This window comes from Desulfobulbus alkaliphilus, from assembly GCF_016918545.1.
Taxonomy (GTDB): Bacteria; Desulfobacterota; Desulfobulbia; order Desulfobulbales; family Desulfobulbaceae; genus Desulfobulbus; species Desulfobulbus alkaliphilus.
The window spans coordinates 1-15,671 of record NZ_JAFFQC010000023.1 but is presented as its reverse complement, the minus strand read 5'-3'; the positions used below and the strand labels follow the sequence as shown (position 1 = coordinate 15,671).

Here is a 15,671-nt window from a genome sequence, read left to right as displayed (position 1 = left end):
CAGAATCCGTGACGGCTGGACTCTTATTTTGGATATATTTTGCTGTACTCATATGATAATCGCGGCAGAATCCTTAAAGACAACCTCCATCAGCCGCCCTCCAGGCACCTGAGAAGAACCGGCAAGCAGGTATGTTGTGCGCAACCGATGGATAGGTACCTTTCAGAAACGATAACACAGTTGACAACGACGTTCTTTCGCGGCAAGGTTGACAGGCAAAGAACGTATCTTGTCACCGGGCTCCAGGTGGGTGGTTTGTAACCAATCATTGGCAATGGGCCTGTTTGATGTGCCACTCGCCGATATTGTGCGCGGTCACAGACGCCCCGGATTTGGCCAAGCGTGACTCAGCTATAGCCCCTCAATCCGGGCAAGTATGATCGTGCCAAGATGGGAGCCTGTAATCGCTTGTGCGGTGAGTAAGATATGCAGTGAGGGTGGATTGAAAAAACAGTGGCGCATACTCATGTTGAGCAGCGCAGTGGTCCTGGCCACCGCGCTTTTCCTTTTACCGGTGCTCCTCTCCCTGGGACCGGTTGTTCAATCCAGCCTGAACCTGTTGAACCAGGAGCTCGCCGGGACCCTGCAGGTTCAATCCTGTTCCATAGGCTGGCAACAGGGATTGCACTGTCAGGGGCTGCGCTATGAATATCCGCGGCAGGGGCTGCGCCTGGAGACCCCCGGGCTCTCCAGTGATAAAGGGTTACTGGGCCTCCTGGCCGCGCCTCGGTACCTGGGGACGTTCACCCTGGATCAACCTGTACTCACCTTGAGTCCTCCCGGGAAAGAAGGGGAACAGCCAAGCGATGTTCATGACCGTAAGTTGACATCGGTAAGGATTCCAGGATCCGGGAAGCCCTGGTGGGAGAGGGCAGCGCTGCGGCTTGCCGTCAACCATGGAACAGTTCTGGTTGACTCGGGAGACGCCTCCAGTCGGTCACTGGCCACCGAGGTCCAGCTCAAGGGCCGTCTTGCCGATGGCATTGTCAACTATGCCCTTGATTTTCTTTCCGGACTGGACCAGGAAGGCAGTTTACGGGTCGAGGGGTATATCAATCTGCCTCCGTCGTGGGAATCCCTTGGTGAGACTCTTATCTCCAGGGCTGAGATGGAAATAAGGGGCATGGATATTGCCCCTTTCCTCGAGCTCACCGCATCCTGGTCCGGTTTACCCCAGGGGCTCGGCCGTCTGCATGCTTCCTGCTCGCTGCACACCTCCGGGCTCCAGGATCTGGCAATACAGGGAACAGCCGATCTGCATGATGTCCATCTTTTCGGCGGGGCACTGGGGCCTGATCAACCGCAATTAGACGCCCTGCATATCACCTTTGATGGAGAGCGTACCTTGCACGCGGGGTGGCGCCTCAACACCTTCAGCCTTCATTCTCAACCGGTGCGGATGGAGGCCTCCGGACTCTATGACCATGCCACGGTTCTGTTCACTGCCGAGGGTTCGTTTGACCTGCCGGTGATTGCCGCCCAGGTGCCGCACCTCCTTGCCCTCCATGAAAAGACCCGGATTAAAGAGGGAAGCATTGATTTCTCCCTGGACATAAGAGGAGACCTCCAGGAAGTGATCTTTCAATCCCGGTGTCGGGCTGAACGAATCTCAGCGACGTACATCGATCAACCCCTGGTCTGGGAATCGCCCTTGTCCCTGCACATTGATGGTGCCTATCGGCAGGGGAAAGTCCTTATCAGCGATCTGCAGCTGTATGCTCCTTTTTTTGCGGCAAAGGGCCATGGTGAACAGGATCTCTTTTCCTTCCAGGCCAGCGCTGATCTGGATGCGATGTCAGCCCAACTCGGCCAGTTTTTCACCCTTCCCTGGCGCGGCAGCGGACTGCTGCAACTCACCGGTTCCCTGGAAGCGGTGGGGGGGGATGGCTATCAGTTTGCAACCCGGACTTTTATCAATGATTTTGCCCTCACCAGGGAAGCGGTACCCCTCCTTCCGATCCACGATTTTTTCCTTACTCTGCAGGGGCGACTTCCTTCTAAATTGGATCGTGAGCAGCTTTTTACCAAGCTGGAACTGGAGAGTGTTTCCTGGCCGGGAACCTTGGCCCTTGTCTTGGAGGGCGGACAGAAATGGGCCGGGAAGAGGCACACCTCTTTAACGGCTCGGGGCTCAATGGATCTCGCCAGGAGCACCTCAATACTGCAGAGCCTTGGGTATGACCCTGCCGGCATCAGCCTGGAGGGAGATCTATCTTTTACGGGTTCAGGTTCCTGGCACAACCGGCGATTGTCCTTGCACAATCTCTCTGCTGTTGTTGAGGACTTGGCCGTGATTGAAAAAAAGGGTTTACTCCACCAGGAACAGCAACTGACCATTGAAGTGGAACATCGAGCTCCGGTTGGGGACAAACGGGTGGTGCTCCGGGAGTTGATGGTGGCCGAGGACTGGCAGGATTTCATCGATGTCGGGCCGGCGGCTGTCTGGATCGATTTTCTTCGGCGAAAATTGCATGTCCGGCATCTGCATGTCCAGGAAGAGCATACGTCGGCACTTCTCGCCCTGAGAGTCGAAGACTGGCGGGAACCTATGCCACTGCGGGACACCGTTGTCGAAGTGCGTCTTCATGGTACCGATGACGAACCAGAGGCGGATATTGAGGCCTTGCAGGAAGCGATACGGGCACAATTAGCTGATTTCTTCCAGGGTATACCCTCGGAGGAAAAGGGAAGGAACGAAATCGAGCCGGGACCGGAACCCGAAAAGGCGGAGCAGGGAGCCACGAATTGAAGGGTCTGCCCTGCAGCCATGGATTCATACAAGGTACAAATCTGACCGATATATTTAAAGAGGAGTTGAGCATGAGTAAAAAAATTATCATCATCGGGGCCGTAGCCGCGGGGCCCAAAGCCGCCTGCAGGCTGAAACGGCTGCAACCGGACTGGGAGATCACCCTGGTTGACCAGGACAGTCTGATTTCGTACGGCGGCTGCGGTATTCCCTATTACGTCAGCGGTGATGTGTCCGATGAAAGCGAGTTGCGGGCCACCAGCTTTCACGTTGTCCGCGACCCTGCTTTTTTCAACAACGCCAAAGGGGTGCGGGTGATGACCCGGACCCGGGCCCTGGCCATCGACCGTCAGGGGAAAAAAGTTCGGGTGGAGAATCTCGACACCGGCGATCAGCATGATCTGAGTTATGATAAGCTTATGCTGGCCACCGGTTCCAGACCGTTTGAGCTGCCCATCCCCGGTGCTGATCTTGACGGGGTCTTCACCATTGCCGATCTGCACAAAGCCATCGAAATCCGTAAACGGATTGCCCAGGGCCAGGTCAGCCGGGCGGTGGTGATCGGCGGCGGCGCCATCGGCATCGAGATGGCTGAGTCGCTCACCGATCTCTGGGGCGTGGAAACGTCCCTGCTGGAACTGGAGCCCCAACTGCTGCCCTGCATAGTTGATTGGCCCTTTGCCGCCATGCTCAAACAGCACCTGATGGAAAAAAACGTGACCGTGTATACCGGTGAATCGGCCATGCAGCTGCTCGATGACGGGCAGGGCAAGGTTGTCGGCGTGCAGACCGGTTTGCGCAGGCTCGAGGCAGATCTTGTGATCATGGCTGTCGGTGTGCGGCCGCGGAGTGAGTTGGCCCGGGAGGCAGGGCTTGACGTGACCCCCTGGGGCGGTATCAAGGTCAACCAGCGGCTGCAGACGACTGATCCCGATATCTACGCCGCCGGTGACTGCATCGCCATCACCAGTCTGGTCACCGGTCGGGACACCTATGCCCCTCTTGGCTCCCTGGCCAACCGAGAGGGACGGATCGTCGCCGATAATATGGCCGGCATTCCGGCAATGTTCAAAGGGGTATGTGGTTCGTTCATCATGAAGGCTTTTGACCGCTGCATCGCGGCGACCGGGATCAGTTACGAGGCAGCGCAATTTGAAGGCTTTGAAGCGGACTACGCCCTGACCTCGCCGCCTGATCGCGCCCATTTTTTTCCAAATCAGGCTGTGGTCATCCTGCAGTTGGTCTTTGATCGACGGTCGCGCCGCGTCCTCGGCCTCCAGGCCTTTGGCATGATGAACGACTCCATTTCCGCCCGGGTGGATGCTGCTGCCGCCCTGATCGCCAAGGGAGGGTCCATCGAGGATTTTGCCAACGTGGAGATGGCCTACGCACCGCCCTTCTCCTCGGCCATTGATTCGATCAACGCGGCGGCGTATGTGGCGGAGAATCTTTGTGACCAGCGTCTGCGTCGGGTTGATCTCGATCATTTCCTGCGGTGGATGCAGGATATGGACAGCGAGCCTGATTGGGCTATACTCGACCTCCGCCATCCTCTGGAGGCGGCACCGTATGTCGAAAAGTTCGGAGCCGAGAGGTGGGTAGCCCTGCAGTACGAACAGGTGCGGGCGCGGTATGATGAATTGCCGGCTGGAAAAACCTGGATCATAATCTGTAATGCCGGGACCCGTTCCTATGAGGTGCAGGTCTTCCTTGACCATCTCGGCAAAACGGATAGCATGGTTTTATGTGGAGGACTCAATGTGATCAGCCGGCTTGGGGTCGATTGGTTGATACATTAGGATGTCTGCTCTGATCTGTCAGGCGGCCCCGGTTCGGTGCCATCGGGCCGGGGTCCCTGATGGATAGCTCGTCGACTGGTTGGTGCAGGTCGTTAGGAATAACAACGGATTCAGATTGCGAGTGGAACAGGAAATGTTCCGCTCACTACACTCAAGTCACCGGGACGGTTGGTTCCGCAGCCGAGAGGGGGTAAATATGACCGAGGTCAACGTGGAACACATGATACAGGAGATTCAAGACAATATTCGCACCGGGGATCTCCTCAAGGCGCGCCTGGTCCTGGATCATCTCGGCGAAGTCGATAAAAAGACGCAGAACCGACTGCTGTATGAGGTGTCCCGCGGTGCCATGGAGTTTACCGTGCCGCTGTTGAATCATATCCTGGTGACCAGGCCTGAACTGGCCGCAGGGCTGCCCATCATTCGGGAAACTCTGATTTCTCATTTGATCGCTTATCCGGAGGTTCTGCTCAAATCGCTGGCTGACCCGGAGATTACCGACAAAAGGGTGATGATTGAAACCGCTGGTGAGTTGAAGTTCGAGCAGGCCACCCCGGCTCTCATCGCTCTGCTTGCCGAAACCCGGGACAGCGCCACCATCAGGTTGATCATCGAGAACCTGGGCTTGATTGGTGATCCGGAATCGGTCAGCACCTTGACCGATTATCTGTATGCAGCGGATCGTGATCTGATAATAGCCGCTATCCATGCCCTTGGCCAGGTCGGCACCCATACGGCCATGCACCGCCTTGTCGAACGCATGGGCACGGACAATGAAATGGACCTGATCATACTGGGAATTTTTGCCGAGGTGCAGGACCAGGTCTCCCTGGATAAACTGAATGACACCCTGCGGTCCCATTACGCCCATATGCGTATTTTTGCCAAGGATGAACTGATCCGCATCGGTGTCAAGGCCGTGCCGATCCTGATCGAAAATCTTAAGGAAGAGGACAGCGATCTGCTGGTCCATACCCTCAATGTCCTTGGTGATATTGGCGATGAGAGCGCCATTATGCCGATCCGTTCCCTGCTCACCGCCCTGCCGAAAAACGCCAACGTCCGATTCGCCGCCTACGAGGCCCTGGCCGCGCTTCCTCTACGGAAGGGGGCATATACCCTTGCCGCCGGTCTCACCGACCGCGAGGATCATGTCTGTACAGCTGCGGCACGGGCGATTGACCGTAATTTTAACGAGATATTGGCCGCGGGCATCAAGAACTTGCTTCGACCGATGACCGAGGAGTCCCGTCATATTGTTAAAATCATTGTCAATGCCCAGGTTGACAACCTTTTTATCAGTCTGGCCGGGGAAGAGTATTTTCAGGAAATGGCGCTGATGTATCTCCCCCATGCCCATCCCGATGTGAAACAGCACTATGTTGACCTGCTGAAAAAACGGGGGCTGAACGAATTTGCCGGTGAAATCGAGGGAGGAAAAAAAGAAGGGCCTGTGCGAGTCAAAATATGCGCTGTTGATGACTCCAGGATGATTCTCAATATTTACAAGGCAACCTTGCATGAGCTTGGTTTTGAACCGGTGGTTTTTGAGTTTCCCGCCGGGGCGTTGAAATGGCTCGCCAAGGAAAAACCGGCCCTGGTGCTGACTGATCTCAATATGCCGGTACTATCCGGGATCGAACTGACCACCGGCATCCGCAAGCTGTATTCACGTGAAGAACTGCCGGTGATCATGGTCACGACCCAGAGTGATGTCCAGGATCACCAGGCGGCTTCGCAGGCCGGCGTGGATCACATTCTCATCAAACCCTTTAATGCCGAATCGTTGCGTACCGCTATGCGGCAATTTATCAAGATGCCCTGAATGGTTTCGAGGTTAGGACTGCGCTGCAACCTGTACCAGGTAGTCCGGAAGGCGATCGAAGTACCGCCCGACATCTTCCGGTCGATGGGCGTCGGATCCGGCACTCAAGGGAATGCCGCGTTCCATGGCTGCGGCGATGATCCATGGCGTCGGAAAAGGAGAGCCGCGGTAATCAAACCCCGAGGTGTTGATTTCCAGTGCCACACCTTTGGCCTGCATGGCGTCCAGTAAGGCAGCGATCTGTTGTTGGTGCTCCGTATTGAACCGGATGCCTGGATAGTGCCGGAGAACCGCATCGAGGTGACAGAGGACATCACAGTCGATAAAGTCCACGGCTTCGAGCAAGGCGTCGAAATACTGTGTGACAACAAAATCGACCCCGATGGCAGCCAGTTGATCCAGGCTTTCCCGGCGGCGGCTGAGCAGATTGCGATGAACCTCGCCTTGCGGATGGAAATGGCAGGAAATACCGATTCGATCCCAGGGATAATGGCTCAGCTTTTCCCTGAGAAGGTTGGATGCGGCCGGATTGTATCCGGCTTCCACTCCTAAACGGATTTTGATTACGCTTCCAAAGCGGTGTTTAAGCCGCTCACCCTCGCGGAAATAGATATCGAATTCTTCTTTCTCCAGCCAACTGCGGGGTTGATAACGTATTTCGGCTTCAAGATGTTCGAGAAAGGTGATGCCACGTAATCCTTGGGCCACAGCGTGCTCGACATACTCTTCCATTTCGCCTACTGCATGATTGCAGAGGTGAGTGTGCACATGGCCATCGGTTGTGATGTCAATAATCGGCGGAAGAGACATGGCGGCGCAAGGAAAACGCTGGGCGGCGTTCGATAATATTTTAATCGAAAAATAAAGAAGTGCAGGAGTCAGGCGTTTCCTTTGGGAAAAAAATGGAGGACGCCGTCGATATCGGTGGTATCGCAGACATCACCAAGGCCGATGTCGATATCGATGAACCCTTCCAAATCGCTCATTTCAACCGAAAAGGCAGGGCCATCCGGCAGATGGTAGATGAGCGTGTTGACCTTGCTGAAATCAATGGGGTTGTGAAAAAATTTTTTCATAGATGTTTGTCGGTCCAAAGGGATTAAAAAACACTGTGGTTGTCTTCTAGCAGGTTTGTGGTGGAATACAAATAAAATACGCACCGGGGACGATTGTTTTCTTCAGCCTGAATCCTTGACTCAGGCCTGCATTGCCTTTTCAAACCTTGCGTCTTAGTGTGTTGCTCCATGCTGAAGGATTATTATCCTGATAAGGTTTGACACCGCCATGTCACATGGTAAAATGGCAATTTTTCGTGTTTAGCCAATGTTGCAAGACGTATATTCTTGCTTTCAATCCTCACCCGCACGAGGTGCTTAATGGTCATTAAAAAAAAGAATAAGACTGAATATGATTTTTTAAAGGCTACGGACAAAAACCCGTCCAACATTCAGCCGGAAAAATTAACTCTTGACTCACGATTGCAATTTGAGTGCCATCCTGAGGTGAGTTGCTTCACTGCATGCTGTCATAATATCAAGATCATTCTCACACCGTATGACATCCTTGTCCTTCGCAAACGGCTCAATATGCCGGCGCATGCATTCATCACCGAGTATACCGAACCGACCTACCTGGAAAAAACCGATATGCCCGGATTGCAGATAAAACTGGTTGGCGAGAAAAATGGTTGTCCGTTTGTGACCCCACAAGGATGCACCGTCTATACGGACAGGCCTTCCGCTTGTCGGTATTACCCGGTGGGCATGGCCGACTTTCATGAAGGAGGCAAGGATGATGATGCCGAGGAGAAATTTTTCTTTCTGGTCAAAGAACCGCACTGCAAAGGGCACGAGGAACCGAAGCAATGGACCATCGGAGAGTGGCGGCAGGACCAGGGGGTCGACCTGCGGGACGAGATGAACAAGGACTGGCTGCGCCTGGTGATGCGGCGTAAATCCTTTGGCCATCAGGCTTCCTTGAGTGATGCCGCCAAACGCATGTTCTTCATGGCTTCAACCGACCTTGATACTTTTCGTACTTTTATTTTTGAGAGTTCTTTTCTTGACACCTATGAGGTCGATGCCGAAACCCTGGCCGCGATCAGGGAAGATGATGTCAAGCTGATGCTCTTTTCATTCAAATATCTTGCCAATACCTTGTTCGGAGCCGCTGGCCTCAGCATCAAGGAGGAAAAAATTCAGAGCAAGGTGGAAGAAATCAGAAAGCGCCAGGACGAAGCGCTGCAGAAGGCGGAGCAGGAGTATCAGCAAATGAAAGCGGAACGGGACCGCATGGCACGGGAACGGTAAGCCGACCAAGAAAAGACGGCTAATCCTGAGTCCCCGTTCTTGACAACCCGGGACGACCTGAGCAAGCTTCGGAGGGGATGGAGAACGCGTCCCTTTCTCCTGAATGCGTGACGGCTGAACTCTTATTTCGGATATATCTTGCTGTAATCATCTTAATTGTAGGGGAATCCTTGGCGATACCTTTCACCAGCCGTCACGGATTCAGGTTTCTGCCACAAAAAAAACCCTGCCGGCGTGAGCCGGCAGGTTTTTTTTTGTTTGTCATCATCCGCGGACGGATGATGGTTTTCCAGGTTTATTCGCTTTCAAGAGCCTTAGCCCAACCCTTGAGCAGTTTCCAGGCTTTATCAACGTCTTGCTGGGACAGTGCCATCAACTCATCGGCCATTTCCGGGTTGGAGAGTTTCAGCATCCGGTAGCGGTTTTCGTTCATGGCATAATCGGCAAAGGAGATGGTCGGTTCCTTGGAATCAATAACCATCGGGTTTTTGCCTTCTGCTTCAAGCGTCGGGTTGTAGCGGAACAGTGACCAGTGACCGCACTCGACCGCTTTCTTCTGCTGATCCAGACCAATGGCCATATTGATGCCGTGGTTGATGCAGTGGGCGTACGCGAGGATGATGGACGGACCGTCATAAGCCTCGGCTTCCTGGATGGCCTTGATGGTCTGCTGCGGGTTGGCTCCGAGGGCGACCCGGGCCACATAGACATTGCCGAAGGTGGAGAAGATCAGGCCCATGTTCTTTTTGGGTGATTTCTTGCCGCCGGCGGCGAACTGTGCGACCGAGGCCCGCGGGGTGGCCTTGGACATCTGACCACCGGTGTTGGAGTAGACCTCGGTGTCCATGACAAGGACATTGACGTTCATGCCGGTGGACAGTACGTGATCCAGGCCGCCGTACCCGATGTCATAGGCCCAGCCGTCACCACCAATGATCCACACCGATTTTTTCACCAGATAATCAGCCACCGGGAGAAGACGCTTGGAGATCTTGTCTTTTTTACCCTCCAGAGCTGCCTTCAGTTCGGCCACGCGAGCCCGCTGGGCTTCGATCTCGGCCTGGGTTTTCTGCGAAGAAGTGAGCAGGGAGTCAGCCAGGGCCTTGGTGACCAGGCCATCCTTGACAGCCTCTTCAACCAGTTCAACGGCCTGGCTGGCCAGTTTGTCCACGGCCTGGCGCATACCCAATCCATGCTCGGCGTTGTCCTCGAACAGGGAATTGGACCAAGCCGGACCGCGTCCGTCGTCACGCTGACAGTACGGGGTGGTGGGCAGGTTGCCGGAGTAAATGGAAGAGCAACCGGTGGCATTGGACGCCAGCATCCGATCGCCAACCAGCTGGCTGATGAGTTTGATGTACTGGGTCTCACCGCAACCGGCGCAGGCGCCGGAGAACTCGAACAGGGGCCGTTTGAACTGGCTGCCCTTGATGGTGCCGACATTGAACAGGCTCTCATCCACTTCCGGCAGGGCCAGGAAGGTTTTCCAGGTCTTCAGTGATTCGGCCTTGACCGCGTCGGTGTTATTGACCATTTCCAGCGCACGGTGCTCGGTCTTCTTGCCATCCTTGTCCTTGGCGCGGGCCGGACAGGCGACCACGCACAGGGTACAGCCGTTGCAGTCGGGGGTGGAGACCTGAACGGTGAACTGCATACCCTTGAATTCCTTGCCCACCGCATCGGCGGTCTTGAAGCTGGCATCGGCACCTGCGGCCTTGAGGGCCTCGGGGGTGGCGACCTTCATGCGGATGCAGCCGTGCGGACAAACCAGCGAACAGCGACCGCACTGGATGCAGGATGCTGGATCCCACTGGGCCACGGTAACAGCGATATTGCGTTTTTCCCACTGGGAGGTGGCGGTGGGCCAGCGACCGTCATTGGGGAATTGGGACACCGGGATCTCGTCACCGAACCCGGCCATCATTTTGGCGGTCACGGTTTTTACAAAGTCCGGGGCTTCCTCGGAAACGGTGGGCGGCAGTTCATGTCCGCTGATTTTTTTCGGGATCTTGACTTCGACGATATTCTCAATGGCACCATCAACGGCACCGTAGTTCATTTTCAGGACCTTGTCGCCCTTGATGCCGTAGGTCTTTTTGATCGCGTCTTTGATCGCCTTGATGGCATCATCCTTGCTGATGATGTCGGAGATGACAAAAAAAGCGGTCTGCATGATCATGTTGATGCGCGCCCCCAGGCCTAGAGCCTGACCGAGTTTGACCGCATCGATGATGTAGAATTTGATTTTCTTTTCGATGAGCTGTTTCTGCACCATGGCCGGCAGGTGATCCCAGATCTCATCCTTGGTGAAGGTGGTGGTCAGCAGGAAGGTGCCGCCGGACTCGAGTTTGCCCACCATGTCATAGGTGTTGAGGAAGGCGGGGTTATGGCAGGCTACGAAGTTGGCTTTATTGATCAGATAGGGAGCAACGATCTGATTCTTGCCGAAACGCAGATGCGAGACGGTCATGGAACCGGATTTCTTGGAGTCGTAGACAAAGTATCCCTGGGTCGAATTATCGGTTTCTTCACCGATGATCTTGATGGTGTTCTTGTTGGCGCCGACGGTGCCGTCGGAGCCCAGCCCATAGAACATGGCCCGATAGACGTCGGCGCCCTCGATATTGTAGGTCTTGTCGTACTTGAGGCTGGTGAAAGCCACGTCGTCGTTGGGGCCGACACAGAATTTTTTCTTCGGTGCCAGGGAAGCCATGTTGTCGTAGACAGCCTTGACCATGGCCGGAGTGAACTCGGCGGAACCCAGGCCATAGCGGCCGTTGAGGATGACCGGGGTGAACATGGTCGGGTTGGCCTCGGCAGCCTCGGTGAGGGCTGTGCGGACATCAAGGTAAAGCGGATCGCCGTTGGAGCCGGGCTCTTTGGTACGGTCAAGCACCGTGATCCTTTCCACGGTCGGCGGCAGGGAATTGACCATGGCTGTGGCGTCAAACGGACGGAACAGGCGGACAATAACCACGCCCACTTTGTCGCCCTGGGCGACCATATGTTCGACGGTGGAGGTGACGGTCAGGGCACCGGAGCCCATGACAACGATAACATCGGTGGCATCGGGGGCACCGATGTAATCAAAGAGGTGGTACTGACGCCCGGTGATGGCGGCGAATTTGTCCATGGTCTGCTGGACAATGCCCGGAAGCGCTTCGTAGAATTTATTGACCGTTTCGCGACCGATGAAGTAGACATCAGGGTTCTGCGCGGTTCCGCCGATAGTGGGACGGTCCGGGGTCAGGGCGCGCTCACGGTGGGCAATGATCAGGTCTTCATCGATCATGGCCTGCATTTCTTCATAGCTCAACTCCTCGATCTTCATAACTTCGTGGGAGGTGCGGAATCCGTCGAAGAAATGGAGGAAGGGGATGCGGGAGGCCAGGGTCGCCTGGGTGGAAATCAGGGAGAAGTCCTGCGCTTCCTGGACATCCTGGGAGCAGATCAGAGCCCAGCCGGTCTGGCGAACGGCCATGACATCGCCGTGGTCGCCGAAAATGGACAGACCCTGACAGGCAATGGCGCGGGCGGTGACATGGAAGACCGTGGGCAGGAGTTCGCCGGCGATCTTGTACATGTTGGGGGTCAGCAGCAGCAGGCCCTGGGATGCGGTGAAAGTGGTGCACAGCGCTCCGGCACCCAACGAACCGTGGATGGAGCCAGCCACACCGGCCTCGGACTGCATCTGGGAGATGACCGGGATGGAGCCCCAGATGTTCTTCTGTTTGGCATTGGCCTTGGCATCCGCTTCGGCCGCCATCGGAGACGATGGCGTAATGGGATAGATTGTTATGACTTCACTTGTGGCATACGCTACATGCGTACATGCCTGGTTTCCGTCAATAGTGACCATTTTTCGCGACATAAGATCATTCTCCTTACACGGTGGTTGGTATTTGCCGACGGCTGGCCGCCGGAAACGGTTAAAAGATGAACGCCATGGGAAAGGTTCCGGGGAACCTTGAAAAAAAATTCAGGTCGTGCCGCCCTGTTTTTCGCCCTCTTGTTGCTGCAGGCAGGATATGACTGATAACTGTACCGGTAGACCTTGGTTGCACATCAACTGCACAATGCAGAGGAAAAAGGGTGTTGCCGGCTGAGATACTGAATTGACATTCAGCACCTTAATGGGGCAACATAAACCAAATAATAGCATTATGCAATGCTAAAGCGTTTGCGGAAATCCATACAGTTGCAATGGGTTGCCGCTCCCGGCAAGAGATACGGCCTACCGGTGTCGGCTTGGGTACAACTCGGCCCGGGTACGCAAAGATGGGGCGGGCTGGTGAGCAGATTGACGTCCAAGGGAGGAATCGTTTATTCGTCGTTGTCCACCAGGAAATCCTTGATTTTTTCAAAGAGGGATTCCGGGATATCGTCTCCGTACATGAACTGTTCGGCCTCGGTTCCGCTGATGGTCGCTTTGATTTCAGCGGGCAGTGAACGTAGGAAGGCTACCCTGGCGGCATCGGGTTTTCTTTTATTGTCTGGCATGAGACCTTCCCGCAATGAATCGGTGTGAAAATAGAGACGCTGACTGTACAGCGAAGGGGTGCACGAGACCATTATAGGGGACAGGAAACCATTGTGCAAGGTTCGGATGGTGCAGGTGACCATCCCGCGGACGTATATTCTGTTTGCTCGAGGTGGTTCCGGTGTCCAGAAATGGATTTCTTCCCCTGACCTGGATTCGTCAAGGTTGAGCTGCTGTGCTGCTGTTTAGGTTGTAATGTAACGAAATCAGGTTGTACTTGGAGAAAAATTGTCTAATGCGACTGTACTCGCCGCCCTTGGGGATGTTCATCCGCTAACTTCATTTCCGTACCCGTCCGATACAGTCTACTTTAATCGAACGGCCACCAATAACAAAGCCGACCTGCGGACGAACGCTCATGGATCCATGCTTGACACTTTGTGGCACCGCACATGACCTCTTCGAACAGGATCTCCATGCCTGTGGGCACCTTTGCCAGGGTGCCTCCAGTGAGAACAGAAATTCTTGCTTGTGGAGGGACACGAGGTGGTAGTCTTTTTTTTGTGAGAGGTTCTTTTTTTCAGACGTGGTTTTTGTTATGGTCGCCTTGTCCTGGGTTCGTCACGGCCCAGGTCGCTTCGCGCGGCAGACAGGGGCGGCAAGTGCATGGCCCGGCCCTCTCCATGACTGAAACACGCCAGACCGCCGGATATATTTCATTGGCGTTTATTTGTGGCGATTGCAGTCGCGGAATTGTTTTTCCAGACCGGTGACTGTCGCTCAGGAATGACCGGCAACCGTTCACTGCTATGTTCCAAAGATGTACCAAATGACTGCACGACCTGGAAACCGGAGCGGATATGCTGGCTAGACTGAAACCTTTTTTACCGGGTGATCGATCACGAATGCTCATGATCGCCGCCTGCATCGGGGTTATGGCCGGGTTGGTCATCATCGTGTTCCGGGAGACCGTGGAGTTCGTGCATCAAATGCTCTTTGTCCGGGGGTATGAGCTGCTGCGGATAGGGGAGGGTGGTTGGCGCTGGTTTCTTCTGCCTCTGCTGCCCATGACCGGCGCTGCCCTGCTGATCCCATTGTCTCTAGCCTTTCCCGGTAAGGTCAACGGATATGGGTTCACGGCTTTTCTGCGCCGGGTTAATCTGGAAAACGGTGTTATCCGAGCCCGGAACATTTTCATCAAAACCATCAGCACCGCCCTGACCATTGGTTCCGGAAACTCGGCCGGTGTGGAAGGGCCTATAGCCCAGATCAGTGGAGCCCTCGGGTCTCAGGTGGGGCAGCGATTCCGGGTCTCGGGTTCGCGGCGGAAGGTTTATATTGCCGCCGGCTGTGCCGGGGGCGTTGCCGGTATCTTCAATGCCCCCCTGGCCGGGGTGTTCTTCGCCGCCGAGATCGTCCTGCTCGGTACCTATGAACTCTCCTCCTTCGCGGCCCTGGTGATTGCTTCTGCATTGGCCACGGTTGTTTCCCGAGCCTATTACGGAGAAGTACCCGCATTTCCCATTCCGGATTACACAATTGTCAACGCCTTTGTCGAGCTGCCCCTCTATACCCTGATGGCGGTCATTGTCGGAGTGGTGGCGGTGTTCCATATCCGCCTTTTTTATTTTGTCCGTGACCGATTCCAGGCCCTCCCCCTGCATGCGCAGGTGAAACCGATTTTTGGCGCTTTTTTATTGGGGTGTATTGCCCTTTTTTTCCCTCAGGTCATGGGAGAAGGCTATGAATACATAGCTGAAACCCTGGCCGGAGAAACCTTGATGTGGCAGATGCTGGCCCTGGTCGCTCTCAAATCCCTGGCCACGGCCATCACCCTGGGCTCAGGTGGTGCCGGAGGGGTTTTTGCCCCTGCACTGTTCATCGGTGCGGTCCTGGGCGGGGCCTATGGCAGTGTTGTTCATCATTTTCTGCCGCACTATACGGCCTCCCCCGGGGCGTATGCCACGGTGGGCATCGGAGCCTTTGTTGCCGCCTCGACCCATGCACCACTCACCGCCATCTTTCTCCTTTTTGAGATGACCGGCAATTACCTGCAGTGGCGCAAGATAAATCGGACAAAAAATCACCTTAATTCCCCCACACCTCCCTATTGAGTTGAGCGACCCTTCGCAAGGGCCGCATGCCGAAGAAGGCGAGTCTGGTGAGCACTTCCTTGGTGCTCATCGCCTCTGCCTTCACTGCCTGTTTGACCACCTCCCAGATGGGCCGTGATGGAGGGGGTGGCTGCGGTTTGTCCTCTTCCTCCTGGCGATACCGCTCTATTTTCCGTCGGCGGCTTTCCTCTTCACCCCGCTGCACATCGGCTGGCGTTACCCCTCCCAGCGCCGGTCTGGGGATGACCTCATTGAGGAGGTGGACGGTGGTCGCCGCCACCTCGATGGCCTGTTCAAGCAGATTTTTTTCTTTATCCGCCGCAGTTGCCGGACGTGATTCCCACTGGGTGTAGAAGACGTTTTTGAACTCCTTGCAACCGCACTCCACCGCGCCG

The 15,671-nt window shown here is 55.2% G+C and carries 10 protein-coding genes; 5 read left to right on the top strand and 5 right to left on the bottom strand.

All coding sequences use genetic code 11. From position 1 onward, the window contains the following. The first annotated feature begins 466 nt into the window (after positions 1 to 466). From JWG43_RS12365 to JWG43_RS12355, 3 genes are all read left to right on the top strand, one after another. Entirely contained in the window at positions 467 to 2,749 is a 2,283-nt protein-coding gene (locus JWG43_RS12365; protein ID WP_205243247.1) for a hypothetical protein, read from the top strand. 71 nt (positions 2,750 to 2,820) lie between these two features. Continuing rightward, complete coding sequence (locus JWG43_RS12360) at positions 2,821 to 4,548, top strand: FAD-dependent oxidoreductase (RefSeq protein WP_205243246.1); 1,728 nt, start codon at positions 2,821 to 2,823, stop codon at positions 4,546 to 4,548. Positions 4,549 to 4,744: 196 nt separating this feature from the next. Continuing rightward, complete coding sequence (locus JWG43_RS12355; protein ID WP_205243245.1) at positions 4,745 to 6,373, top strand: HEAT repeat domain-containing protein; 1,629 nt, start codon at positions 4,745 to 4,747, stop codon at positions 6,371 to 6,373. Positions 6,374 to 6,385: 12 nt separating this feature from the next. Here the strand turns inward: JWG43_RS12355 and JWG43_RS12350 are convergent, their stop codons facing one another. Together JWG43_RS12350 and JWG43_RS12345 are read right to left on the bottom strand one after the other, a co-directional pair. Then, complete coding sequence (locus JWG43_RS12350) at positions 6,386 to 7,183, bottom strand: histidinol-phosphatase (protein ID WP_205243244.1); 798 nt, start codon at positions 7,181 to 7,183, stop codon at positions 6,386 to 6,388. A gap of 68 nt (positions 7,184 to 7,251) precedes the next feature. Continuing rightward, complete coding sequence (locus tag JWG43_RS12345; protein WP_205243243.1) at positions 7,252 to 7,449, bottom strand: hypothetical protein; 198 nt, start codon at positions 7,447 to 7,449, stop codon at positions 7,252 to 7,254. 300 nt (positions 7,450 to 7,749) lie between these two features. Between JWG43_RS12345 and JWG43_RS12340 the strand changes: the two genes are divergently transcribed. Then, positions 7,750 to 8,682 carry a YkgJ family cysteine cluster protein gene (locus JWG43_RS12340; RefSeq protein WP_205243242.1) on the top strand — a complete coding sequence of 311 codons (933 nt, stop codon included), beginning with the start codon at positions 7,750 to 7,752 and terminating at the stop codon, positions 8,680 to 8,682. Positions 8,683 to 8,977: 295 nt separating this feature from the next. On the opposite strand, the gene nifJ is transcribed toward JWG43_RS12340, so the two are convergent. Beyond that, complete coding sequence (gene nifJ, locus JWG43_RS12335; RefSeq protein ID WP_205243241.1) at positions 8,978 to 12,553, bottom strand: pyruvate:ferredoxin (flavodoxin) oxidoreductase; 3,576 nt, start codon at positions 12,551 to 12,553, stop codon at positions 8,978 to 8,980. A 452-nt stretch (positions 12,554 to 13,005) separates the two neighbouring features. Beyond that, entirely contained in the window at positions 13,006 to 13,182 is a 177-nt protein-coding gene (locus JWG43_RS12330; protein ID WP_205243240.1) for a hypothetical protein, read from the bottom strand. 840 nt (positions 13,183 to 14,022) lie between these two features. On the opposite strand from JWG43_RS12330, the gene JWG43_RS12325 reads away from it, so the two are divergent. Then, positions 14,023 to 15,276: a chloride channel protein gene (locus tag JWG43_RS12325; RefSeq protein WP_240193563.1), complete on the top strand. Its 1,254-nt coding sequence runs from the start codon at positions 14,023 to 14,025 to the stop codon at positions 15,274 to 15,276. Here JWG43_RS12325 and JWG43_RS12320 read toward each other — a convergent pair. Next, positions 15,251 to 15,671: hypothetical protein (locus JWG43_RS12320; RefSeq protein WP_205243239.1), on the bottom strand; the 421-nt coding region annotated here is incomplete at its 5' end. The genes JWG43_RS12325 and JWG43_RS12320 overlap by 26 nt on opposite strands.

What these genes read in the sequence shown, in the direction of transcription:
- JWG43_RS12365 (WP_205243247.1), top strand. Translation starts at nt 467, where the DNA reads ATGTTGAGCAGCGCAGTGGTCCTGGCCACCGCGCTTTTCCTTTTACCG.
- JWG43_RS12325 (WP_240193563.1), top strand. Translation starts at nt 14,023, where the DNA reads ATGCTGGCTAGACTGAAACCTTTTTTACCGGGTGATCGATCACGAATG.
- JWG43_RS12360 (WP_205243246.1), top strand. Translation starts at nt 2,821, where the DNA reads ATGAGTAAAAAAATTATCATCATCGGGGCCGTAGCCGCGGGGCCCAAA.
- JWG43_RS12345 (WP_205243243.1), bottom strand. Translation starts at nt 7,449, where the DNA reads ATGAAAAAATTTTTTCACAACCCCATTGATTTCAGCAAGGTCAACACG.
- JWG43_RS12355 (WP_205243245.1), top strand. Translation starts at nt 4,745, where the DNA reads ATGACCGAGGTCAACGTGGAACACATGATACAGGAGATTCAAGACAAT.
- JWG43_RS12330 (WP_205243240.1), bottom strand. Translation starts at nt 13,182, where the DNA reads ATGCCAGACAATAAAAGAAAACCCGATGCCGCCAGGGTAGCCTTCCTA.
- JWG43_RS12340 (WP_205243242.1), top strand. Translation starts at nt 7,750, where the DNA reads ATGGTCATTAAAAAAAAGAATAAGACTGAATATGATTTTTTAAAGGCT.
- nifJ (WP_205243241.1), bottom strand. Translation starts at nt 12,553, where the DNA reads ATGTCGCGAAAAATGGTCACTATTGACGGAAACCAGGCATGTACGCAT.
- JWG43_RS12350 (WP_205243244.1), bottom strand. Translation starts at nt 7,183, where the DNA reads ATGTCTCTTCCGCCGATTATTGACATCACAACCGATGGCCATGTGCAC.